Source organism: Lentilactobacillus senioris, assembly GCF_026798195.1.
Lineage (GTDB): Bacteria > Bacillota > Bacilli > Lactobacillales > Lactobacillaceae > Lentilactobacillus > Lentilactobacillus senioris_A.
Genome location: NZ_JAPQEZ010000003.1, coordinates 79,995 through 102,817 on the forward strand (window position 1 = coordinate 79,995; position 22,823 = coordinate 102,817).

Annotated in this window: 20 protein-coding genes and 1 riboswitch; of the genes, 18 read left to right on the forward strand and 2 right to left on the reverse strand. The window is 37.3% G+C overall.

What is annotated here, in order from left to right:
* The first annotated feature begins 47 nt into the window (after positions 1 to 47).
* Entirely contained in the window at positions 48 to 2,633 is a 2,586-nt protein-coding gene (gene clpB, locus OXT66_RS04460; RefSeq protein ID WP_268596089.1) for an ATP-dependent chaperone ClpB, read from the forward strand.
* A gap of 36 nt (positions 2,634 to 2,669) precedes the next feature.
* Here the strand turns inward: clpB and OXT66_RS04465 are convergent, their stop codons facing one another.
* Positions 2,670 to 2,858, reverse strand: coding sequence for a DUF2929 family protein (locus tag OXT66_RS04465; protein WP_268596091.1), 189 nt, complete (start codon positions 2,856 to 2,858; stop codon positions 2,670 to 2,672).
* A gap of 123 nt (positions 2,859 to 2,981) precedes the next feature.
* On the opposite strand from OXT66_RS04465, the gene dnaE reads away from it, so the two are divergent.
* From dnaE to OXT66_RS04550, 17 genes are all read left to right on the forward strand, one after another.
* Positions 2,982 to 6,317 (forward strand): DNA polymerase III subunit alpha, encoded by a 3,336-nt coding sequence (gene dnaE / locus OXT66_RS04470; RefSeq protein ID WP_268596093.1) that lies wholly within the window; start codon positions 2,982 to 2,984, stop codon positions 6,315 to 6,317.
* Positions 6,318 to 6,524: 207 nt separating this feature from the next.
* Positions 6,525 to 8,282 (forward strand): pyruvate kinase, encoded by a 1,758-nt coding sequence (gene pyk, locus OXT66_RS04475; RefSeq protein ID WP_268596095.1) that lies wholly within the window; start codon positions 6,525 to 6,527, stop codon positions 8,280 to 8,282.
* Positions 8,283 to 8,376: 94 nt separating this feature from the next.
* On the forward strand, positions 8,377 to 9,258 hold the full coding sequence (locus OXT66_RS04480) for a S1 RNA-binding domain-containing protein (protein ID WP_268596097.1): 882 nt from the start codon (positions 8,377 to 8,379) through the stop codon (positions 9,256 to 9,258).
* On the forward strand, positions 9,251 to 10,132 hold the full coding sequence (gene xerD, locus OXT66_RS04485) for a site-specific tyrosine recombinase XerD (protein WP_268596099.1): 882 nt from the start codon (positions 9,251 to 9,253) through the stop codon (positions 10,130 to 10,132). The genes OXT66_RS04480 and xerD overlap by 8 nt, the downstream gene beginning before the upstream one ends.
* Positions 10,133 to 10,142: 10 nt before the next feature.
* Positions 10,143 to 10,502, forward strand: a complete 360-nt coding sequence (locus OXT66_RS04490; RefSeq protein ID WP_268596102.1) for a reductase — start codon at positions 10,143 to 10,145, stop codon at positions 10,500 to 10,502.
* Positions 10,495 to 11,217 (forward strand): segregation and condensation protein A, encoded by a 723-nt coding sequence (locus OXT66_RS04495; RefSeq protein WP_268596104.1) that lies wholly within the window; start codon positions 10,495 to 10,497, stop codon positions 11,215 to 11,217. Before OXT66_RS04490 ends, OXT66_RS04495 begins: the two co-directional genes overlap by 8 nt.
* A complete protein-coding gene (gene scpB, locus OXT66_RS04500) occupies positions 11,207 to 11,731 on the forward strand; it encodes an SMC-Scp complex subunit ScpB (protein ID WP_268596106.1) in 525 nt (174 codons plus the stop codon). The genes OXT66_RS04495 and scpB overlap by 11 nt, the downstream gene beginning before the upstream one ends.
* A 22-nt stretch (positions 11,732 to 11,753) precedes the next feature.
* Entirely contained in the window at positions 11,754 to 12,479 is a 726-nt protein-coding gene (locus tag OXT66_RS04505) for a pseudouridine synthase (protein WP_268596108.1), read from the forward strand.
* A gap of 53 nt (positions 12,480 to 12,532) precedes the next feature.
* Positions 12,533 to 12,652, forward strand: a riboswitch (FMN riboswitch).
* An 84-nt stretch (positions 12,653 to 12,736) separates the two neighbouring features.
* Positions 12,737 to 13,330 (forward strand): ECF transporter S component, encoded by a 594-nt coding sequence (locus OXT66_RS04510; RefSeq protein ID WP_268596110.1) that lies wholly within the window; start codon positions 12,737 to 12,739, stop codon positions 13,328 to 13,330.
* Positions 13,331 to 13,382: 52 nt separating this feature from the next.
* A complete protein-coding gene (locus OXT66_RS04515; protein ID WP_268596111.1) occupies positions 13,383 to 14,360 on the forward strand; it encodes a helix-turn-helix domain-containing protein in 978 nt (325 codons plus the stop codon).
* Complete coding sequence (locus tag OXT66_RS04520; RefSeq protein WP_268596113.1) at positions 14,353 to 15,801, forward strand: RecQ family ATP-dependent DNA helicase; 1,449 nt, start codon at positions 14,353 to 14,355, stop codon at positions 15,799 to 15,801. The genes OXT66_RS04515 and OXT66_RS04520 overlap by 8 nt, the downstream gene beginning before the upstream one ends.
* A gap of 74 nt (positions 15,802 to 15,875) precedes the next feature.
* Positions 15,876 to 16,649, forward strand: a complete 774-nt coding sequence (locus OXT66_RS04525) for a LysM peptidoglycan-binding domain-containing protein (protein ID WP_268596115.1) — start codon at positions 15,876 to 15,878, stop codon at positions 16,647 to 16,649.
* 20 nt (positions 16,650 to 16,669) lie between these two features.
* Complete coding sequence (gene cmk / locus OXT66_RS04530) at positions 16,670 to 17,347, forward strand: (d)CMP kinase (RefSeq protein ID WP_268596117.1); 678 nt, start codon at positions 16,670 to 16,672, stop codon at positions 17,345 to 17,347.
* A 79-nt stretch (positions 17,348 to 17,426) separates the two neighbouring features.
* The gene (rpsA, locus tag OXT66_RS04535) at positions 17,427 to 18,644 is read left to right on the forward strand and encodes a 30S ribosomal protein S1 (protein WP_268596119.1); all 1,218 of its coding nucleotides are present in this window, start codon (positions 17,427 to 17,429) and stop codon (positions 18,642 to 18,644) included.
* 69 nt (positions 18,645 to 18,713) lie between these two features.
* On the forward strand, positions 18,714 to 20,021 hold the full coding sequence (gene der, locus OXT66_RS04540) for a ribosome biogenesis GTPase Der (RefSeq protein WP_268596121.1): 1,308 nt from the start codon (positions 18,714 to 18,716) through the stop codon (positions 20,019 to 20,021).
* Between the two features lie 210 nt (positions 20,022 to 20,231).
* Positions 20,232 to 20,507 (forward strand): HU family DNA-binding protein, encoded by a 276-nt coding sequence (locus OXT66_RS04545; protein ID WP_054669627.1) that lies wholly within the window; start codon positions 20,232 to 20,234, stop codon positions 20,505 to 20,507.
* A gap of 81 nt (positions 20,508 to 20,588) precedes the next feature.
* Complete coding sequence (locus OXT66_RS04550) at positions 20,589 to 21,845, forward strand: tetratricopeptide repeat protein (protein WP_268596124.1); 1,257 nt, start codon at positions 20,589 to 20,591, stop codon at positions 21,843 to 21,845.
* Positions 21,846 to 21,891: 46 nt separating this feature from the next.
* Here the strand turns inward: OXT66_RS04550 and OXT66_RS04555 are convergent, their stop codons facing one another.
* The gene (locus tag OXT66_RS04555; RefSeq protein ID WP_268596126.1) at positions 21,892 to 22,776 is read right to left on the reverse strand and encodes a YitT family protein; all 885 of its coding nucleotides are present in this window, start codon (positions 22,774 to 22,776) and stop codon (positions 21,892 to 21,894) included.
* Positions 22,777 to 22,823: the final 47 nt, after the last annotated feature.

Here is a 22,823-nt window from a genome sequence, read left to right on the forward strand (position 1 = left end):
TGATAATCATTTCAAACTTTTTTAAACTAAAAAACAAGGTGAAATATATGAATCCAGATAATTTAACTGAAGCGGTAACGCAAGCAATTGCTCAGGCTCAGCAAATTGCTGTCACCAGAAAACAACAAGAGATTACAGTTGCCCATCTTTTTAAATTTTTAACGCAGCCGGGTCAACTGGGTCGTCAGATTTATTCTGAAATGGGCTTAAATTTAGAAGATTTAGAACACGAATTAGACCAAGAAATTGATAATATCGCTACTGTTAGCGGCAGTAACGTTGCTTATGGTCAATCTATGTCTAATAATTTAGCTCAATTAATGCAACAGGCAGAACAGGTTAAAAATCAATTAGATGACGAATATATCGCTGTTGATACGTTAACCATTGCTTTGATGCAATTAACCGGAGAACGATTTACTGATTATTTGAAAAATCATGGAATTACTGAACAATTAGTACGTAACGAAGTAGATAGTATCCGTGGCGGTGAACGAGTAACCTCTAAAAATCAAGAAGATGGCTACCAAGCATTAGAGAAGTATGGAATTGATTTAGTTAAGGCAGCTCGTAATAATGAATTAGGTCCCATTATCGGTCGAGACGATGAAATCTTAGATGTGATTCGCATCCTATCTCGGAAAACCAAAAATAATCCGGTCCTTATTGGTGAACCCGGAGTTGGTAAAACTGCCGTAGTTGAAGGATTAGCTAAGCGCATTGCCATTAACGACGTGCCAGAAAACTTACAAAATAAAGTAATTTTCCAATTAGATATGAGTGCTTTGATCGCGGGCGCTAAGTACCGTGGTGAATTTGAAGAACGGCTTCAAGCAGTCCTGAAGGAAGTTAAAAAAGCTGAGGGACAAATTATTATGTTCATCGATGAAATTCATAACATCGTTGGAGCCGGTAAAACTGAAGGTAGTATGGACGCCGGAAATATCTTAAAGCCAATGTTAGCCCGAGGAGAGTTACACTTAATCGGCGCTACTACTCTAGATGAATATCGCCAGTATATGGAAAAAGATAAAGCCCTAGAACGGCGTTTCCAACGAGTAATGGTTAATGAACCCACAGTTAATGACACCATTACTATTTTGCGAGGCTTACGTGAAAGTTTAGAAATTCATCATGGGGTTAAAATTCACGATAATGCGTTAATTGCGGCAGCTAGACTTTCTGATCGTTACATTACGGATCGTTACTTACCTGATAAGGCTATTGATCTAGTTGATGAAGCCTCTGCTGAAATTCGGGTCGAAATGAACTCTAGTCCAACAGAGTTAGACCAAGCTAACCGTCAATTAATGCGCTTAGAAGTGGAAGAAGCAGCTTTAAATGAAGAAACTGATGAAGCGTCTCAGAAGCGGCTTCAAGAAGTTACTCATGAACTTGCTAGCATTAAAGAAAAGGTCAATGAACTTAATGCACGTTGGCAGGATGAAAAGAAATCTTTGACAGCCATTAGTGACAAGAAAAAGGAATTGGATCAAGCCAAAAACGAATTACAACAGGCTGAAAGTAACTACGATTTAAATTTAGCTGCTAAATTACAACACGGTACCATTCCTAGTTTAGAAAGCGAACTAGCGGAATTAGAAAGTACCGATCGACCAGATGAATGGTTGGTAGAAGAGTCCGTTACGGAAGATCAAATTGCTGATGTAGTTAGCCGGCAAACAGGAATTCCAGTTGCTAAGCTAGTAGAAGGCGAACGAGAAAAATTATTGCATTTGGCTGATAACTTACACAAACGAGTAGTGGGCCAAGACGACGCAGTTAATGCAGTTTCTGATGCCGTTTTAAGATCTAGAGCTGGATTGCAAGATCCAAGTAAACCCTTAGGATCATTTCTATTTTTGGGACCAACTGGGGTCGGAAAAACGGAATTAGCTAAAGCGTTAGCAGTCAATCTATTTGATTCAGAAGATCACATGGTTAGAATCGATATGTCTGAATATATGCAAAAAGAATCGGTTTCTCGTTTAGTAGGGGCGGCTCCTGGCTACATTGGCTATGAAGAAGGGGGCCAGCTTACTGAAGCGGTCCGACGTAATCCATATTCCATTGTCCTTTTTGATGAAATCGAAAAAGCCCATCCAGATGTCTTTAACATTTTGTTGCAGGTCTTAGATGACGGTCGCTTAACTGATGGCCAAGGTAGAACCGTGGACTTTAAGAACACGATTTTGATTATGACTTCTAACATTGGTTCTCAAGCTTTACTTGACGGAGTAACTGAAGATGGAACTATTCCTAAGGCTACCCAAGATGAAGTGTTAAATTTGTTGAGGGCACACTTTAGACCTGAATTTTTAAATCGCATTGATGAGACAATTATGTTTACGCCGTTGACCCTAGCAGACATGGCGCAAATTGTTCAAAAGTTAATTGATCAATTAGCGGTTAGAATGCATGATCAAGAAATGGGCCTAGAAATTACAGATGCAGCTAAGAACTGGATTGCTAAACAAGGATACGAACCTCAATTTGGGGCTCGACCACTTCAACGGTTTGTAACTAACCAAGTGGAAACCCCAATTGCTAAGTTAATCATTGCTGGAACAATTAAAAAGGATATGACCGTTAAAATTGATTTAGTAGATGATAAGTTAGCATTTAAGTATTAAAAATTAACACAAAAAAACCGGGAAAATTTCCCGGTTTTAATTTTGTCCTTTTTGTAAAAGGTAAATTCCGTTAACACTAACAACTGCAGTGATCACGGCGACGATTCCTACTTGAAGGGCGCTATACGGCATTACTTCAAGTGCGGAACCAATATAGCCAATAATTTCACCAAAGATGAATGACCAAAAAATAATTGTCAAGTTTGCGCTAATAATTTTAGGCAAAAATACCACCTCACAATCATGATGATTTTAGCACACATTTACAGAAAAATGAACTAATATCCAGATTGCTTGCTGAGTAATTCTAAAATTTTGATATACTTTAATACGAAAGGAAGTGAGCAGATGACGTTTGTGCCCCTACAATTAATTAGTTCATACAGTTTATTACAAAGCCCCATTAAAATTAATGATTTAATTCAAATTGCTAAACAAAGGGGTTATCAAGCGCTAGCACTCACTGATATTAACGTTATGTATGGTGCTGTCGAATTTTATGATGCCTGCGTAGCTGCTGATATTAAACCCATTATTGGATTAACGCTGGAAGTGGCTAATCAATTGAATCTGGATCGGTCAACTCAATTAGTTTTAGTTGCTAAAAATCAGCAAGGATATCAAAATTTAATGCTCCTATCTAGCCGTAAACTAACTACCGATGAGTTTGAGATTAAGGATCTCAAAGACCATTTGGCGGGATTAGCTGTTATCGTGGCCGAACAATCTGAATTTTATGATGATATTTTAAGAGGCCAAACGACAGAAGCAGAACAATTTTTATACCAATTACAAGAATTAAGCGATTCTACTACTGACATCTTAGTAGGATCAACATACATGCAACCAGCTAATATTATTCAAACGGTAGCTACCATCGCTGCAGAAGTAGGCAGCAAAGTAGTGGCCTTTAAACGAGTGGAATACCTTAATGCTGATGATTATTTTGCTCAACGAGTTTTAACGGCCATTGATTCAGGAAATAGGTTAACTGAAATAACCACCTTAGCTGCCAGTCAAGGACTTAATTGGTTACAACCAGCTAGGGATGAAGTGATTAACTTTGAAGCTTCTGGAATTAAGGCGGGACTGACTAATCTAAGTGAATTAGTAGCTAGCATTCAATTAGAAATGCAAAAGCAGGTGCCAATCTTACCCCAATTTAATACCCCGGATAACGTTACGGCAGGTGATTACCTAGCTAAGCTATGTGAACGGGGATTACTTAAACGCTTAAAAGATAACCAGATTTCCAATTCTTCACCATATTTTGAACGTTTAACCATGGAATTAACGGTTATTGCCGAAATGCAATTCAATGATTATTTCTTGATAGTTTGGGATATCATTCGCTTTGCCCACCAGCAACATATTTTAACTGGTCCGGGACGGGGATCTGCCGCTGGATCTTTGGTAGCGTATTGTTTGGGTATTACCGATGTGGATCCACTAAAATATGATTTACTATTTGAGCGCTTTTTGAATCCAGAACGAAATCAAATGCCCGACATTGATATTGATTTACCTGATGACCGTCGAGATGAAGTGATCCAGTACTTGCATACTAAGTATGGTCATGACCGAACTGGACAAATTATCACTTTTGGTACTTTAGCAGCTAAACAGGCTCTGCGAGATGTTTCTAGAAGTTTTGGTTTATCAGTAGCTCAACAAGATCAGTGGAGTAAAGCTATTCCGAATGCTTTGCATATTAGCTTGAGTGAGGCCTATGCTAACTCGCAGCGGTTAAAAAATTTAGTGGCGGATTCAGCAATTAATAAACTGATTTTTGAAACTGCTCAAAAATTAGAAGGACTTCCTAGACATTACTCAACGCATGCCGCTGGAATTGTTTTAAGTCAACATAAGTTAGTAGAACAAGTGCCAGTTCAAAATGGCAATGATGGATTGTTGATGACACAGTATTCTAAAAACTACGTTGAGTTAGTGGGTCTCTTAAAAATTGATTTATTAGGATTACGAAATCTGACTACCTTAGCTGATACCTTAAACAACGTGAAGTTGATCAATAACCAAATAATTAATCCAACGGCTATTCCTTTAGATGATTCGCAAACTATTGCGTTATTTCAGCAGGGAAAAACCGATGGCATTTTTCAGTTTGAATCGCAAGGAATTCGGCGAGCGTTGCAAGAAGTTGATCCGCAAAATTTTGAAGAAATCGCATTAGTTAACGCGTTATACCGACCAGGTCCCATGCAAAATATTCCACAATTAGTAAAGCGAAAGCAAGATGGACGCAAGCTGAAGTTTAATGTACCTCAGATTGAACCGATTTTAGCGCCGACTTTTGGAATTATTGTCTATCAAGAACAAGTAATGTTAGTAGCTTCCGCCATGGCTGGTTTTTCTTTAGGAGAAGCCGACTTGTTACGTAGAGCAATGAGTAAGAAGAATTTAGCCGCAATGGATCAAGAACGCGATAGTTTTATAAATGGTTCAGTAGCTAACGGAGTTGAACGAGATCGAGCTGTTGAAATTTTTGCCTATATTGAAAAATTTGCTAATTATGGATTTAATAAGTCACATGCGATTGCTTACAGTAAAATGGCTTACGAACAAGCATATCTCAAAGCTCATTTTCCTGCCGCTTTTTACGTAGCACTATTAAATTCTGTTCAAAATAATGACGTAAAAATTAAACAGTATTTAAATGAACTCAAGATCCTCAATATTGGAATTAAAGGCCCGGATATTAACCAAAGCCAAGAACGGTTTGGTGTTATTGACCACCAAATTATTTTTGGATTGAGTGCCATTAAACGGCTAAGAAAAGATACCGTAAAAGCAATTTTAGAAGAACGAACTGTCAATGGCGACTACACTAGTTTTGCTAATTTAATTACCAGATTGCCCGAAAAATTCAGAAATTCGGATCAAATTGAAATTCTAATTTACTCAGGAGCGTTAGATTCTTTTGGTTATAATCGAGCAGAATTATTAGCCGCAACACCGGAATTTATCAGTTCAGCAGAATTGAGTGGCCAATCAATAGAATTACTAACGGCATTGATGCCCAAGATTAAAAAAAGAGATGAATTAGAGTTAGCAGAGAAACTACAAAAAGAAAATGAATTATTAGGGGCTTACCTATCTGGACATCCAGTAGAAAAATATAATCGTTTATTAAGAAAACTCAATGCTGTATCAATACCAGATTTAGTAGTTGGTAGTCAGGTTACGGTGGGAATATACCTTACTAAGGTCAAAGTGATTAGAACTAAAAAAGGTAGTCAAATGGCATTTCTGGCGGGAAATGATTCTACGGGTGATATTGATATTACCATTTTTCCTCAATTGTATTCACAAGTAAGTAATTGGTTACATCGAGATATGGTAGTGGTTATAAGTGGTCGGGTGGAAGAACGCCAAGGATTACAAATTATTGCAGATCAAATCACTCCAGCCGCTAACCTTGCCCGTAAGTTACTTTTAAAAGAAAAACAGTGGTTTGTACGGGTAACTAAAGCTCAGTTGCAACCTAAATTAACTGAATTAGCTCAAATAGCTGTAGCTAATCAAGGAACTAGCAACGTAGTTTTGATTGCTGCTGATGATCATAAAACCACTAAATTAAATGATAATTTTAATTTAGCAACTACTAAAAAGGTCCAATCCCAATTAGAACGGCTTTTTGGTAAGGATAATGTAGCGCTTAAATAAACTTTTTTAAAAATATATTTACCGTTCAAGTAAAGGCTTTCTTTGTTATTAAACCAACTTTTAATCATTTGCTTTTTCAATAATCTCAAGAACTCAAGCAAGACAACGAATTTTAAAAGTGATAAAATACGTTTTGAATAAAAGCGGACAGAACAATTGTCACGTAGACTTTTGGAAATTCGCAAGCTAAAAGGAGAGATACTACTTATGAAGAAAACCAAGATCGTAAGTACCCTGGGACCAGCCAGTACCGATGTTGATATCATTGCTCAATTGATTGAAGCCGGTGCCAATGTATTCCGGTTTAACTTTTCACACGGTGATCATGAAGAACATTTAGACCGTATGAACAAAGTACATGAAGCAGAAAAGAAGACGGGCAAAACTGTCGGAATTATGCTTGATACTAAAGGAGCCGAAATTCGGACTACTGTCCAAAAAGGCGGCAAACTTGAATTCCATACTGGAGATACATTCCGGATTTCAATGGATGATAGCATCGAAGGAACTCCTGAAAAGATTGCGGTAACTTACCCAGGTCTTTATGATGACGTTCATGAAGGCGGTCACGTTTTATTTGATGATGGTTTGTTAGATACTGTTATCGATGAAAAAGATGACGCTAATAAAGAATTAGTTGTAACTGCTCAAAATGATGGTTTGTTAGGTTCACGTAAGGGTGTTAACGCCCCTGGTGTTTCAATCAACCTTCCTGGTATCACTGAAAAAGATTCAGATGATATCCGTTTTGGTTTGGACCACGAAATTGATTTCATTGCTGCTTCATTCGTTCGTAAACCTCAAGATGTTCTTGATATTCGCGAACTTTTGGAAGAAAAGCACATGGAACATGTTCAAATCTTCCCTAAGATTGAATCACAAGAAGGTATCAACAACTTTGACGAAATCATCAAGGTTTCAGATGGTTTGATGATTGCTCGTGGTGACATGGGTGTTGAAATTCCTGCTGAAAACGTTCCTTTGGTTCAAAAGACTTTGATCCGGAAATGTAACGCAATTGGTAAGCCAGTAATTGCTGCTACTCAAATGCTTGACTCAATGCAAGAAAACCCACGTCCTACTCGTGCCGAAGCATCTGACGTTGCTAACGCCGTATTTGACGGTACTGATGCAACTATGCTTTCTGGTGAAAGTGCCAACGGTGATTACCCTGTAGAAGCAGTTTCTACTATGGCTCGAATCGATGTTAAGGCTGAAAATGCTTTCCCTGAATTTGGTACTCCACGTCCTCAATTCATGACTAACGACGTAACAGAATCAATTGGTGATTCAGTAACTCGGGTAGCCAAAGAATTAGGGATCAAGACTATCGTAGCAGCAACTAAATCTGGTTACACTGCTCGAATGATTTCTAAGTACCACCCAGATGCTGACATTTTAGCTATTACTTTTGACGAACGTACTCGTCGTGGTTTGATGATCAACTGGGGTGTTACTCCAATCGTTGTGGACGAACCAGAAAGTACTGACGCTATCTTCGATTTGGCTTCTAAGAAGGCCGTTGAATCTGGTCTTGCTAAAGAAGGTGACTTGATCTTGATCACTGGTGGTATGCCAGTTGGTGAAAGTGGTACTACTAACTTAATGAAGGTTCAATTAATCGGTTCAAAGTTGGTTCAAGGCCAAGGTGTCGGTGACAAGACTGTGATCGGTAAGGCTGTTATCGCTGATAACGCTGCTGATGCTAACAGTAAAGTTACTGAAGGTAGTATCTTGGTTACCAAGACTACTGACAAGGAATACATGCCTGCTATCGAAAAAGCTAGTGCTTTAGTAGTAGAAAATGGTGGTTTGACTTCTCATGCTGCTGTGGTTGGTATTTCTATGGGCTTGCCAGTTATTGTTGGTGCTGAAAACGCTACTGATAAGATTTCTGATGGTGAATTAATTACAATTGACTCTCACCGCGGAATTGTTTATCATGGTGCTTCAAACGCTATCTAACATTTAACCAATAAAGAGTTTAGGGTTTTAAACCCTAAACTCTTTTCTTTTGGCCGCGGAAACGTGTAGAATAGGTACAGAATCAGGAAACGGAGTGGACGAAATCGAAACAATAGGACGCATATTAACTGGCCAAGTAATTGATGAAAATGAACAAAATTACTTTGTGCAAATTGAAGGAACTACTTTTTTATTAGCTAAAGAAGAAATTGAAAAACCTCTAAAATTAGGAGCTAATTTTACCGGTTTTACTTATGAAAATGAACACCATAAGCTTCAAATCACTAGATTTAGACCTAAAGTGCAAATTGATCAATACGCCTTTGCAAAGGTTGTAGGACAAAAGCATGATTTAGGAGTTTTTGTAGATATTGGTTTAAGTAATAAAGATATTGCCGTATCTTTAGATGAGCTTCCAACGGTGAGATCTTTGTGGCCAAAAGAAGGCGACCAACTTTTAGTGTGCTTAGGAGTTGATAAGAAAAACCGGTTATGGGCGCACTTGGCTGATGAAGATATCTTTGCAGCAATTGCTCGACCAGCCGGACCTAACTTAAAGAATAAAAATATTAAGGCAACTGCTTACAGATTAAAAATGGCGGGAACTCGACTTTTAACGGAAAATTACGAATTAGCATTTATGCATCCCAGTGAACGGGTAGAAGAACCTCGTTTAGGTCAACAAGTAGAAGCTAGAGTAATTGGTATGTTGCGGGATGGTAGTATTAATTTATCTACCTTACCACGAGCTTACCAAGCAATTGACGATGATGCTGCCATGATTTTGGCTTTATTAAACCGAGATGCTGAGCATTTCTTGCCTTATACTGATCATAGTGATCCTGTCTTAATTAAAGAATTCTTTGGGATCAGCAAGGGAGCCTTTAAGCGAGCAGTGGGACATTTACTAAAAGCTAAGTTAATTGTGGAAACCGATGCAGGTCTTTCACTAATTGAAGATGAGAGTAATGAATGAACAAATTGATAATTATATTCACTATTTAAAAGTAGAACGAGCATTATCTGCTAATACCCTGACTAGTTATCGTCAAGCATTAATTATCGCGGTAACTTACTTCAAGAAAAAAGTTAGCAGTTGGCAGGAAGTAGATCAGTATTTAATTTTAGATTTTTTGGATGAATTAAATCAAGAAGAACGATCCAGAAATACCGTGATTCATATGGTATCTACATTGCGAAAGTTCTTTTTGTATTTGCAGCGGTTTAAGGTGATAAATGATGATCCGATGGCTAAAATTGATTCCCCTAAAAAAGCAACGGTATTACCAGATGTTTTGACGATTGCTGAAGTTAATAATTTATTGGAACAACCCAACCTTAATAAACCGTTGGGCATCAGAGATCGAGCCATTATGGAAACAATGTATGCTACTGGAATGCGAGTCAGTGAGTTGGTTAACTTAAAAGTGGGTGATTTACATTTAACCATGAGCTTAATTCAAATTTTGGGAAAGGGCGACAAGCAACGAATTATTCCGATTAGTGCTGTTGCAATTGATTGGCTAGATCAATATTTGAATACTGTAAGACCTAACTTGCTAAAAAAGAAAACGGAATACGTCTTCTTAAATGCTAGGGGCGGTCAATTGAGTCGCCAAGCGATTTGGCAAATGCTAAAGAAGTATGTTACTTCGACTACCATTACCAAAAAAATCACGCCACATACGTTACGGCATTCATTTGCCACCCATCTGTTGGAAAACGGAGCGGACCTAAGAATTGTTCAAGAAATGTTAGGCCATTCTGATATTTCGACTACTCAGATTTATACCCACGTTTCCAGTCATCATTTAAGCGATGTCTATAATCAATTTCATCCCAGAGCTTAGGAGAATTACTATGTTATATCAATACCGAAAGGACTACGAAAAAGTGACGATGGGGCTACTATCGTTAATTGATAATCTCGACAATATGGATTTAGTTGAACAACAACTAAATTGGTATGTTGAAAATGACAACCACCGTTTGTGGCTGTATCGAGATGCCAATAATAATTGGACGGGACTAGTAGGAACTGAAGAACGACAAGGTCAGTTAATCGTTCATCAAATTGTCTGTACTCCTGGGGAACACAAACAAAATACGTACAACCAAATGCTCAACGAATTAAATGAAGCCTATCCTAAACTAAAAATTGTGGCTAGCTTAGCTAATCGTCAAATTTGTTTAGATTGGGAGAAACAGCTTCGTGAGTAAACAACCAATTATAACGACTGATAACTTCGCTGGACCACTAGAATTATTGCTACAACTTTTAAAAAAAGAACGATTATTGATAACTGATGTATCATTGATAGCAATTACGGATCAATACCTAAAGTACTTACAGCAAGCTTCAGAAATTAATTTACCTTTAGTAGGTGAATATTACCTTTTAGCGACCACCTTGATGGCGATGAAATCTCGGGCTTTGTTACCAGTTTTAGAAGTAGATAACGATGATGAAGAAGATCCTGGAATTTCATTGGTAGCTAGACTAAAAGAATATGAACGATATCGCAAAGTTACTGAACAATTCAAGCAGTTAGAAAAGGCATCTCAGAAAAACTATACAATTGAGCCAATTAGAATTCCTAAATTAAAACCGCAATTAGTTTTTCCGGCCCCGACTAATAAACAGGATTTAAAAACATCTTATGTTTATCTACTAAATAAAAATCAACGGGCTCAAAAGGTACCCAGAATTAAAAATACTTGGCGTTATTCCATAGATACCCAAACAGGAGTAATTCGGCAAAAATTATTAACTACGGGTTCTTTTTTATTTCAGAGCTTAATTACCAAGAATGATCGCCAAGAAATTGTTACTAATTTTTTAGCGGTGCTAAACATGGCTAAAGATGGAGAACTAGTAATTAAACAACAAACCCCAAATGAAGTGATGATTAGGAGAAATTCTCATGGTAACTAACGAAGCCAAAATTACGGCTTTAATTTATGCCGCTGGTAACGAGGGAATTACCTTAACTGACTTAGCTAATCAAGTACAAATTAGTCCGGCGGCTTGCAGACAATTAGTGGCAAAATTAGCTGATCAATATGCTAAAGACCAACAATCAGGATTAGAGATCCAGGTAACTGATGAAACGTATCGGCTAGCTACCAAAGCAGAGGTAGCCGATGTAGTAAACGATTATGTTTGTCATAGCCAGCCTCAACATTTATCAACAGCCGCAATTGAAATCATTGCAATTATCGCCTATAATCAGCCCATTGCCAGGGTGGAAATTGATGATATTAGGGGCGTTAATTCTAGTGCCACTTTACGGCGTTTACAAGAACTTGAATTAGTAGAAGTAGTCGGTGAAAAAAAAGAAATTGGACATCCAAAATTATATGGCATCAGTAACTATGGCTTGAATTATTTCGGCTTAAATTCACGAAATGATTTACCCAAATTACCAGAAGAAACATCAGAATTATAAAAGAAGATAAGAGGAATTTTGTATGAGTGAAAGGTTACAAAAAGTAATTGCCCAAGCGGGAATTGCTTCTAGAAGAAAAGCGGAAACGTTGATTACTGCTGGTCGGGTTCAGGTTAATGGAGAAACCGTAACTGAATTAGGAACTAAAGTGGAACCAAAAGACACCGTGACAGTTAACGGCGTCCCAATTACTAAGGAACAGTTAGTATATTACTTGTTTTATAAGCCTAGAGGAGTGGTAACTACCGTTTCGGATGATAAAAAACGTAAAACAGTGTTGGACTATTTTGAAGAAGTCCCAGAACGAATTTATCCAGTAGGTCGACTAGATTACGATACTTCTGGTTTGTTGTTGTTGACTAACGACGGTGAATTAGACAATCGGTTGACTCATCCTAAATATGAATTTGAAAAAAATTACGTTGCCAAGGTAAAAGGAATCATTAGTAATAATGATCTTAAACAACTTAGACTAGGTGTAATGGTAGACGGTAAGAAGAGTGCGCCAGCCAAGTCTAAACTTATCAGAACTGATAAGGAAAACAAAACTAGTATCGTAGGTCTTACTATTCATGAAGGCCGAAATCACCAAGTGAAGAAAATGCTAGCAGCAGTTTCTCATCCAGTGATGAAGTTAAGTCGAGAATCATATGGTTTCTTAGACTTAAAGGGCTTAAATCCGGGTGAATGGCGACGATTACGACCTCATGAAATTGAAGAACTAAAAAAAGCTACGGGGCTGGCCTAAGTTGTTGACAAAGTCAATTTTTTTGTTATATTTATGTTAGTAAAATAATTCTGGTTTATCTTCAGGGCAGGGTGTAATTCCCGACCGGCGGTATAGTCCGCGACCTACCTTTGGGTAGTTGATTTGGTGTAATTCCAAAACCGACAGTAAAGTCTGGTATAAAGAAGGTTAAATGTAGTTGACCAAAGCCGCCCGAAGTCTATCTTGGGTGGCTTTCTTTTTTGAAGATAGCCAATGTTTAAAGGAGACATTGTGCAATGGAAAGACATACTAAAGGATTAAAGCATAGTTTTGTAACCGCTGACATAGTTAGACTGGCTGTTTTAGCGGGGAGTTCGTACGTATTAATGTTTTTTGCTTTTCCGGTGATTCCGTTAGTATCGTACATGAAAATTGATTTTAGTGACATGCCGGTTTTGATTGCTACTGTCATTACAGGTCCACTGGGTGGTATTATTGTGGCGGGAGTGAAATCCCTCCTGTATTGGATTACTACTGGAGCTTCCATTCCTAATTTAATTGGGGTAGGATCTTCATTTATTTCATCGATAGTAATTGTGGAAGCATTTTACTATTCTGACAAATATTTAAAGAACTTTAAACGTCCTACAAAAATCACAGTAACAATTTTTAACATGGCGGTCAGTTTGGCAATTGTAATGAGCATTCTGAACTGGTTGGTAGTTACCCCGTTATATATGAATTTATTAGGTTTAAAAATATCTATTCCAATCGCTCAACTAGTGTTGACTGCGGTAGTTCCGTTTAACTTAATCAAAGGTATCCTAGTGGGCTTAGTATTTATTTTTGTTCGCCAACGGGTGCTTCCAAGACTTAAAATTAAAGAATAAAAATACTTGAGAATCTGATACTGCGGTATCAGATTTTTTTGGAGGATTGAACTTGTCACCAGATTTGGTTTTACTTTTTACTAATTCAACTGAATATAGACGTCCTAAGGTGTTTGAAAATATTTTAAACGGCAAAAAAACCGTTTCTAATTTATTTTGGGGCTTGCAATATGGTTTATTACCTGAATTAGGAATGTTGCACGGCCAAAACGTTATAGTAACGGAGACTACTATTAGCGCACTACTAGCTAAGGGATTAATAGTTAGTGATGAAACTGGTGCCATTAAATTGACAGAAGCGGGGACGAGTAAGCAAAAACGGCTTATTCAACTAATGCCCCCCTTAGCGGGCGATACAACTAGGTCTGTAAACGTAATGCAATTTAGAGATCGATTCTTGTTAGCGGCACAAGTTACTTCTGAGTATAGTTACCATAATTCAAAATACTATCCATTAAACATTCCATTATTTGATTCTTTTATCGTTAAAAGATGGTTTCAAACTACTAAAGCAGAACTACCTAACACATTATTAACGCCATTAACTGGCTATCTAAGTGAATTAGAAACTCAGTGGGCAGATATTTTTACCCGTAGCTTAGTGGGGCATCAAGTGGGAGGACAAACCTATCAACAATTGGGGTTAGAATTACAAGTAGATCCAGAAATTATAGAACTAGTTACTTTACATTTGTATGCTAATTTTGCTTATTATCTAGTCAGTCGATCTCAACAAACATTGTTGCCATTAGTTGCTGATTTATTCGGGGACAATTGGACTAGTAGTGCTCAGAAAACTTACCAGTTGTTCATTAATCAGCAATTAACGGTCGACCAAATTGCCCAACGAAGAAGTATTAAGCTTTCTACGGTGCGAGAACATTTATTAGAATCTGCAATTTGGTTGCCAATTGATAGATTTCCGTACCAACAATTTTTGGTTACTCGGTCGCAGCCAATTACTAATAAAGAGATGGCCTTTTTTAATTTTCGATTGAGTCAAATTTATAGGAGTAAGCTAAATGAATGACACCGAACGAATCACTTTTTTACAAACTAATTTTGGCTTTAAAAATTTTCGACCAGGCCAATTAGAAGTTATTCAACACCTGCAAAATCAACGAAATACCTTAGCAATTTTGCCTACTGGAAGTGGTAAAACGTTGCTTTACCAATATTATGGATTGTGGAGTCACAAATCAGTAATCGTAATTTCGCCGTTACTATCGTTAATGCAAGATCAAGTTAGCCGTTTACAATATTTAGGCTCTAAAAGAGTGGTCGCAATTACTTCTCAATTAGCATTTAATGAACGGCAATATGTTTTAAACCATATTAAGCATTATCAATATATTTATGTTTCTCCAGAAATGTTAGATCAAGAACCCGTCAAAGTAGCGCTACGGCAATTAGAATTAGGATTAGTAGTAGTTGATGAAGCGCACTGTCTTTCGGAATGGGGACCAGATTTTCGCCCGGATTATTTATCAATTAAAGATAATCTATTAGAATTAGGAAATCCGTTAGTATTAATGTTATCTGCAACCGCTGACGAAACTACCCGAACGGATATAATAACTAAATTAGGGTTACAATTCGATCAGGTCAATCAAGTGATTAAATCGGTAGATCGTCCCAATATTTATTTAACGGTGCAACATTTAGAAAATGAATCTGATAAAAATATGCAATTAATAGAATTGGTGAAAAAATTACGGGGAACTGGGGTTATTTATTTTAGCAGCAAGAAAAAAGTCAACGAAATTAGTCAGTTATTAACCGCTAAAACCAATAAACGAGTAATGCCTTACCATGGTGATTTGGATTCTTCTCAAAGGGAAATGATTCAACAGCAGTTTATGAATAATCAAATTGATGTGATTTGCGCGACCAGTGCGTTTGGGATGGGCATTGATAAAAATGATATTCGGTATGTAATTCATTATCATTTACCTGGTAGTTTGCAATCTTATGTTCAAGAAATTGGCAGAGCGGGCCGGGATGGAGCCGCCAGTATTGCTATTTTGTTATATACTACTGGTGATGAATATATTGCCCGGGCTTTAAATGATAGTGCAAATGTGACTGACGAACTAGTGGATTATTATTGGCGTAAACCAAATCCGGACCTAACAGGTCAAGATGTTAGATTATTGAATTATTATTTCACTCATGGTTACTCTGCCGAGCAAGTAAAACAGATTTTTGCTAACCAACAACGAAAACGAGAAAATAACCTGCAAAAGATGATTGCCTACGTAAACTGTGCTACGTGCTTGAGAAATTTTATTAAAAATGAATTTGGTGAAAGCCTGCAAGTAACTGAACAGCAGTTTTGCTGTGATAAAGACGGTCATTTTAATGGTGATTGGCAACAGTTTAATACTACGTTTTTAACTGAATTAAGTACTAATTCCAGCATCAAAAGCTGGCAAGAAGTGTTGAATCACTTATTTTTAGCGAAAAATTAAAACAATTATACTCTTAAAAATGATAAACTTAGATACGATTATGTAATCTCAGAATTGTTAGGAGGTTTCAGACAGTGAATTCAGATAATCAAAAAAAAGATGATCAACCCTGGAATCAAACATTTAACGAGGGTCGCGATAAAAACGGTAATCTTTCTAGAATGCAAATGCGCAAAGAAAATAAGAGTCATAATTTATTAACCGTTGGTTTAATTGTGATTATTGGTTTAATTGCGTTAGCATCTATCGTTTACGGCTTATCTCGTCAAAGCGCTTTAGGCAAAGACGAATCTAAAGTTAGTTCCGCAGTTCAATCTAGTAGTGTCGTTAGTTCAAAAAAAAAATCGAGCAGTTCCAAAGCTAGTAGTGTAAAAGCTAAAGAAGAAACGACAGCTCAAACTGATAAAACTAGTGAAAGCAACGACGATTCGACCAATACCAGTAGTTATCAGTCCGATAGTAGTCAAACGGCAACTAACGCAAATAATGATGCTAGTCAATCTACTGGAAATAACTATGGCTATTCAAGCGGTGCTAATACTACTAGCAATAGTGGTACTGACTCTGCTGCTAACGCTGCTAGCCAGTCAAGTACTTCCGATACTGGTAATGATCAAACGGCAACTAGTGCTACCAATTCAGCTAATAGTAGCAGTGCTTCTAATAGTCACTCCAGTGCTACTGGTACTGCCGGTAGCAACGGTGGTAACTACGCTACGGTTCAACAGGGGCAAGGATTGTACCGGGTAGCGGTTAATAATGGATTAACTACTTCGGAATTAATGGCTTTAAACGGGCTATCGTCTTCATCAGAAATTCACCCAGGACAAAAATTAAAAGTTAAATAGCAAGTAAGGTAGGATTAATAATGCACAAAAATGGTTTACAAGTGGCCATTGATGGTCCAGCATCTGCTGGTAAAAGCACGGTCGCTAAATTAGTAGCATCACGTTTTAATTATATTTATTGTGATACAGGAGCAATGTATCGGGCAATCACTTATAAAGTTCTTAAAAACGGAATTGCTTTAGATGATATTGCTGCAATTACCGAAATTGTTAAATCATCGCAAATCACATTTGAACCAACTGCACATGGTCAAAAAGTATTTATTGATGGTGAAGAAATCACTGAAGCAATTCGTCAAGAAGACATTACTAACTCTGTTTCAGCAGTTTCCGCTATTCAATCAGTAAGAACCAAGCTAAGTGATGATCAACAACAGCTAGCAGCTAATGGCGGAATTGTTATGGATGGCCGAGACATTGGGTCAACCGTACTACCAAACGCTGAAGTTAAAGTCTTTTTAATTGCTAGTGTTGACGAACGAGCAGATAGAAGATACAAAGAAAACGTCAAAAAGGGAATTGATACTTCCCTAAAAGTTTTAAAGCAAGAAATCAGAGATCGGGACTATAAGGATTCACATCGGGAAATTTCCCCATTGACTAAAGCCGCAGATGCTATCGAAGTGGATACGACTTCGATGTCAATTTCTGAGGTAGTTGAAACTATTTCTGATATAATTTTAAAAAATATTAATTAATAATTAAGCAATTGACTGGCATTAAATTGCTTTTTACGATAAAATCAACTGTAGAGTTGTTTCAAGGAGGAAATGTCGCATGAATGATAGTAACGAAAATAAAGACTTACTTGACGCTTTAAATAGCGTTAGTGAGGTTAATATTGGTGATGTAGTTAGTGGTGAAGTTTTGGCCATTGATGACGATAAGCAATTGATTGTTGGGATTGAAGGTACTGGTGTTGAAGGTGTAGTTCCTCAACGAGAGTTATCTGCAAACCAATCAGTTGACAATTTTAAACCAGGCGACACTTTGGATCTTGTAGTTACCTCAAAGATCGGAAACGATAAGGAAGGTGGCAGTTACCTATTGTCATCACGTCGTTTAGAAGCACGTAAAGTTTGGACTGAATTAGCCCAAAAAGCTGAAAATGAAGAAACTATTAAAGCCCCAGTTACCCAAGTAGTTAAGGGTGGGTTAGTTGTTGACGCTGGCGTTCGTGGTTTCATTCCAGCATCAATGATTTCAGATCGTTTTGTTGAAGATTTGAACCAATTCAAGGGTCAAGATCTTGAATTGAAGATTGTGGAAATCGATCCAGCATCTAACCGTTTGATCCTTTCTCACAAAGCCATTGTTCAAAAAGAAAAGGCTGAAAACAGAGCTAAATTGATGGACACCATCAAAGAAGGCGACGTTATGGAAGGTACTGTTGCTCGTTTGACTAACTTTGGTGCCTTTGTAGACCTCGGTGGTGTGGACGGTTTAGTTCATGTTTCTGAAATTTCTTATGAACGTGTTGCTAAACCAGCTGATGTTCTTAAAGTTGGTGAAAAGGTAACTGTTAAGGTATTGGCTGTTGACTTTGATCGTGATCGGATTTCACTTTCAATTAAGCAAACATTGCCACAACCATGGGATGGAATTGAAGATAAGGCTCCTGAAGGAAGCATTCTTGAAGGTACCGTTAAGCGTTTAGCTGACTTCGGTGCATTCGTTGAAGTATTCCCTGGTGTTGAAGGCTTGGTTCACATTTCTCAAATTTCTTACGAACACGTTGATACTCCTGCTGATAAATTAGCAGTTGGTGACAAAGTGCAAGTTAAGGTATTAAGCGTTGATCCAGAACGTCGTCGTTTGGCACTTTCAATCAAAGCTTTATTACCAGAACCAGAAAACAATAATAAACCAGCTGCTAAAAAGCATTCTTCAGCTCATGTAGCTGATAACTCAACTCAAAATGCTCCTGAAGAAGAAACTGGTTTTACTTTAGGCGATATTATTGGCAAAGATTTGAGTAGTTCTGACCAAGACTAATCAAACAAGCGAAAAGATTATCCTTGTTGAAGGATAATCTTTTTTATTCTAAAAAGGGAAGTGAATTAAATGACACTACCAACGGTTGCCATTATTGGCAGACCCAATGTGGGTAAATCCACTATTTTTAATCGAATTGCTGGAGACCGGATTTCAATTGTTGAAGATACTCCCGGAGTTACACGAGATCGAATTTACTCCCATGGGGAATGGTTAGGTAAATCATTTGCTATGATTGATACTGGTGGGATTGAAATCAGTGATGCTCCATTTATGGAGCAAATTAAGAGTCAAGCGGAAATTGCAATTGATGAGGCTGATGTTATTATTTTCATGGTTAGCGGCAAAGAAGGCCTAACCAGTGAAGATGAACAAGTAGCCAAAATTTTGTACCGCTCTGATAAACCCGTGGTTTTAGCCGTTAACAAAGTTGACAATCCAGAAAAACGTGATGATATTTATGATTTTTACGCTCTTGGTTTTGGCGAGCCATATCCTATTTCAGGGGTTCACGGATTAGGTTTGGGAGATTTGTTAGATCAAGTCATTGCTAATTTCCCAGAAGAAACCGAGCAAGAACCGGATGACAGTATCCACTTTAGCATTATTGGTCGTCCTAACGTTGGAAAATCTTCAATGGTTAATGCTTTATTAGGTGAAGACCGAGTTATCGTTTCCAACGTAGCCGGAACCACTAGAGATGCAATTGATACTCATTTTACTGCGGATGATACTGACTTTACGATGATCGATACTGCCGGAATTAGAAAACGGGGTAAGGTTTACGAAAATACCGAACGTTATAGCGTAATGCGAGCTATGAAAGCTATTGATGATAGTGATGTAGCTTTGTTTGTAATTAATGCTGAAGAAGGTATCAGAGAACAAGACAAAAAAGTTGCCGGTTACGCTCATGAAGCAGGCCGGGGGGTTATCATTGTAGTAAATAAATGGGACACCTTGAAAAAAGATAACCATACTCAAAAAGATTTTGAAAACGTGATTCGCGATGAATTCCAATACCTGAGTTACGCTCCCATCATCTTTGTATCGGCTAAAACTAAGCAACGCATTGAAAAACTACCAGCTTTAATTAAACAAGTTAATGAAAATCACAAACGGCGGATTCAATCATCTGCTCTTAATGACGTTATTATGGATGCAGTGGCTATCCATCCAACTCCAACGGTAAGTGGCAAGCGGTTGCGGATTTACTATGCTACTCAAGTGGCAGTAGGACCACCAACCTTTGTGATCTTTGTTAACGATCCAGAACTAATGCATTTTTCTTACCAACGGTTCTTAGATAATCAAATTAGAGATCATTTTGATTTTACGGGAACTCCTATTAGAATTATCAAAAGAAACCGAAAGTAATCAAACGATAAAATAAATAATATAGGTACTAATATATATTATTGAAAAACAGTGGAAAATAAGAGCAAAAAGGTAAAAAACATTGCAATGACGGCATTCTTGTGCTATCTTTGAAAAAGAAATGGTACTTGGTTAAGTGCTTTTTCCAAAATTTTAGGTTTACTAAAATTTTAGGTGTTACATACCTATTTGTTGAGGAGGTGAATACTCATGGCAAACAAAGCAGAATTAGTTACTGATGTTGCAACTGCAACTGGTTTGACTAAAAAAGACGCTACCGCAGCTGTTGACGCAGTATTTGAATCTATCCAAGCTAGCTTAGCTAAGGGTGAAAAAGTACAATTGATCGGCTTCGGTAACTTCGAAGTTCGTGAACGTGCAGCTCGTAAGGGTCGCAACCCACAAACAGGTCAAGAAATTCAAATTCCTGCAAGCAAGGTACCAGCATTTAAGCCTGGTAAAGCTCTTAAGGATGCTGTTAAATAGTATTTCATCTGTTTAGGCCAGCCCGGCATTTTGTCGCCTGGCTTTTTTTATACAATCAAATCCCAAAAGGTGGTGGCATCAATGAATTACTCAGCTGAAGCACTTAACCAATTAGAAGCAGGACAGCTAGATAAATTTCAAGAAAACTTTGATTTGGCTCTTAAAAATGATGATGATGATTTATTATTTTCATTAGCAGAAGAGCTCTATTCACTCGGTTTTACTGATAATGCTAAACGAATTTATGAACAGCTACTAACTAAATACCCAGATGAAGGCCAACTCAAAATTCAGTTGGCGGAATTAGCTATTGACGATCAAGATGACGAAGCGGCATTAGAATATCTAACCACCATTAATAAAGATGATCCTAACTATGTCCAAGCCTTACTGGTGGCAGCTGATTTATACCAAACACAAGAACTATTTGAAATCAGTGAGCAAAAACTATTGGAAGCTAGGGCAATCGCACCTGATGAACCAGTAATCGATTTTGCCTTAGGTGAATTTTACTTTGCCACTCGTAACTTCAATAAGGCCATTCGTATCTATCTGCAACTAATTAAAGCAGGAACGCTAGAAATTGCTGGAGTTAATCTAGTTCAACGAATTGGAGTGGCATACGCACAAAGTGGCAAATTTGAACAAGCATTGGGCTATCTAACTCAAATTAAACCGGTAGATATGAATCCTGACACTAGGTTTGAATTAGCATTTACCCAATTTAATCTGCACGATTATGGAGAAGCTATTAAGAATTTTGAAGAATTACGAGAAACTGACCCACAATATTCTTCATTATATTCCTATCTAGCAGATGCATATATCCAACAAAACGAAAATTCAGCCGCTTTAAGAACGATTCAAGAAGGTTTGGGTGTTGATCAATACAACGAACAACTTTGGCTTAAAGCTGCTAATATTGCTCAATTAGTGGGTGATGATGATTTAGTTCAAAAGTATCTTCAACAAGGATTGGCAATTGATCCTGAAAACTTAGAAATCATTACGCAATTAGCTAATTGGTTAATTAAACATGATCATTTTCAAGAAGTGGTGGATTTATTGACACCATTACAAGATGAAGAACAATTTGATGCCGTATTATCCTGGAATTTAGCTACTGCTAATAATCATTTAGGAAAAATTAAAGCAGCTAAACATAATTATGAATTAGCTGGTATTGAATTAACTAATGATTCTGACTTTTTAAAAGAAGCTGGCCTATTTTACCGTTCTGTAGGTGAAATAGAGGTGGCCCAAGATTACTTTAAACGTTATCTAACGTTAGTTCCTAGTGACTTTGAAATTGAAACGTTATTGGATGAAAATTTATAATTTGAATGCTCAAAAAACCTCGTATCTAAAAAGATACGAGGTTTTTTTAAATTATTTTAAATCTCTTCGGCCGTTTATAAGTGAAACCTTCACCAATCGCTTCGTTTACATCAATAATGGACATAAATGCTTGTTCATCAACGTTGGAAACAATACCTTTTAAATCATGTAGTTCGTTAGGAGCTACTACACAGTAAATTACTTGTTTTGGTTCATGAGAATAACCACCTTGAGCATCCAAATAAGTTACCCCACGGCCTAATTGAGCCATAATGTTGTTAGCAATTTCGTTTGGTTTAGAACTAATAATTAAAATTCCGCGTGCGGTGTAAGCACCTTGTTGTGTATAGTTAACAACCTGAGAAAAAATAAATACGTAAATAATTGTGTAAGCCATTTGGCGAACGTCTAAGTAAACTAAGGATGAAAGTAGTACTAAAACGTCAATTACCAATAAAGACTGACCCATTGGTATTCCTTTAAAGCGTTCAAATAAACGTGCGATAATATCAATTCCACCAGTGGTACCACCCATTCTAAAGACTAATCCAACCCCAAAACCGCCAATTAAACCGGCAATGATAGCTGAAAGCAATAAATCATGCTGAATATTAATGGTTAATGGGACCTTTTGCCATAGCCACAGAGAGCCAGATAAAACTCCAGTTCCATAAAGAGTATAGAGCATGTCTTTATGGCTTAAAAACCGAACCCCAATCAGTAGCAATGGGATATTGACAAATATCGTTGAGTAAGCAGGGTTAATGTTAAATAAAGCTTTTAGAATCAAGGTAACCCCGGTTACCCCTCCGTCAGCCAAATGGTTGTTCATGTTAAAGAACACGATCCCAAATGAATAACACGAGGACCCAATTCCGATAACAATTAGATCCCAAATCTTAACTAATAAATTATGTTTGGTAGCCGACATGTTAAAACTCCTTTTCAAAAAATTGTTAACCCCATCATACCAAGTTA

What these genes read in the sequence shown, in the direction of transcription:
- scpB (WP_268596106.1), top strand. Translation starts at nt 11,207, where the DNA reads ATGGTAACTAACGAAGCCAAAATTACGGCTTTAATTTATGCCGCTGGT.
- OXT66_RS04510 (WP_268596110.1), top strand. Translation starts at nt 12,737, where the DNA reads ATGGAAAGACATACTAAAGGATTAAAGCATAGTTTTGTAACCGCTGAC.
- OXT66_RS04490 (WP_268596102.1), top strand. Translation starts at nt 10,143, where the DNA reads ATGTTATATCAATACCGAAAGGACTACGAAAAAGTGACGATGGGGCTA.
- pyk (WP_268596095.1), top strand. Translation starts at nt 6,525, where the DNA reads ATGAAGAAAACCAAGATCGTAAGTACCCTGGGACCAGCCAGTACCGAT.
- clpB (WP_268596089.1), top strand. Translation starts at nt 48, where the DNA reads ATGAATCCAGATAATTTAACTGAAGCGGTAACGCAAGCAATTGCTCAG.
- OXT66_RS04555 (WP_268596126.1), bottom strand. Translation starts at nt 22,776, where the DNA reads ATGTCGGCTACCAAACATAATTTATTAGTTAAGATTTGGGATCTAATT.
- OXT66_RS04550 (WP_268596124.1), top strand. Translation starts at nt 20,589, where the DNA reads ATGAATTACTCAGCTGAAGCACTTAACCAATTAGAAGCAGGACAGCTA.
- xerD (WP_268596099.1), top strand. Translation starts at nt 9,251, where the DNA reads ATGAATGAACAAATTGATAATTATATTCACTATTTAAAAGTAGAACGA.
- der (WP_268596121.1), top strand. Translation starts at nt 18,714, where the DNA reads ATGACACTACCAACGGTTGCCATTATTGGCAGACCCAATGTGGGTAAA.
- rpsA (WP_268596119.1), top strand. Translation starts at nt 17,427, where the DNA reads ATGAATGATAGTAACGAAAATAAAGACTTACTTGACGCTTTAAATAGC.
- cmk (WP_268596117.1), top strand. Translation starts at nt 16,670, where the DNA reads ATGCACAAAAATGGTTTACAAGTGGCCATTGATGGTCCAGCATCTGCT.
- dnaE (WP_268596093.1), top strand. Translation starts at nt 2,982, where the DNA reads ATGACGTTTGTGCCCCTACAATTAATTAGTTCATACAGTTTATTACAA.
- OXT66_RS04545 (WP_054669627.1), top strand. Translation starts at nt 20,232, where the DNA reads ATGGCAAACAAAGCAGAATTAGTTACTGATGTTGCAACTGCAACTGGT.
- OXT66_RS04520 (WP_268596113.1), top strand. Translation starts at nt 14,353, where the DNA reads ATGAATGACACCGAACGAATCACTTTTTTACAAACTAATTTTGGCTTT.
- OXT66_RS04505 (WP_268596108.1), top strand. Translation starts at nt 11,754, where the DNA reads ATGAGTGAAAGGTTACAAAAAGTAATTGCCCAAGCGGGAATTGCTTCT.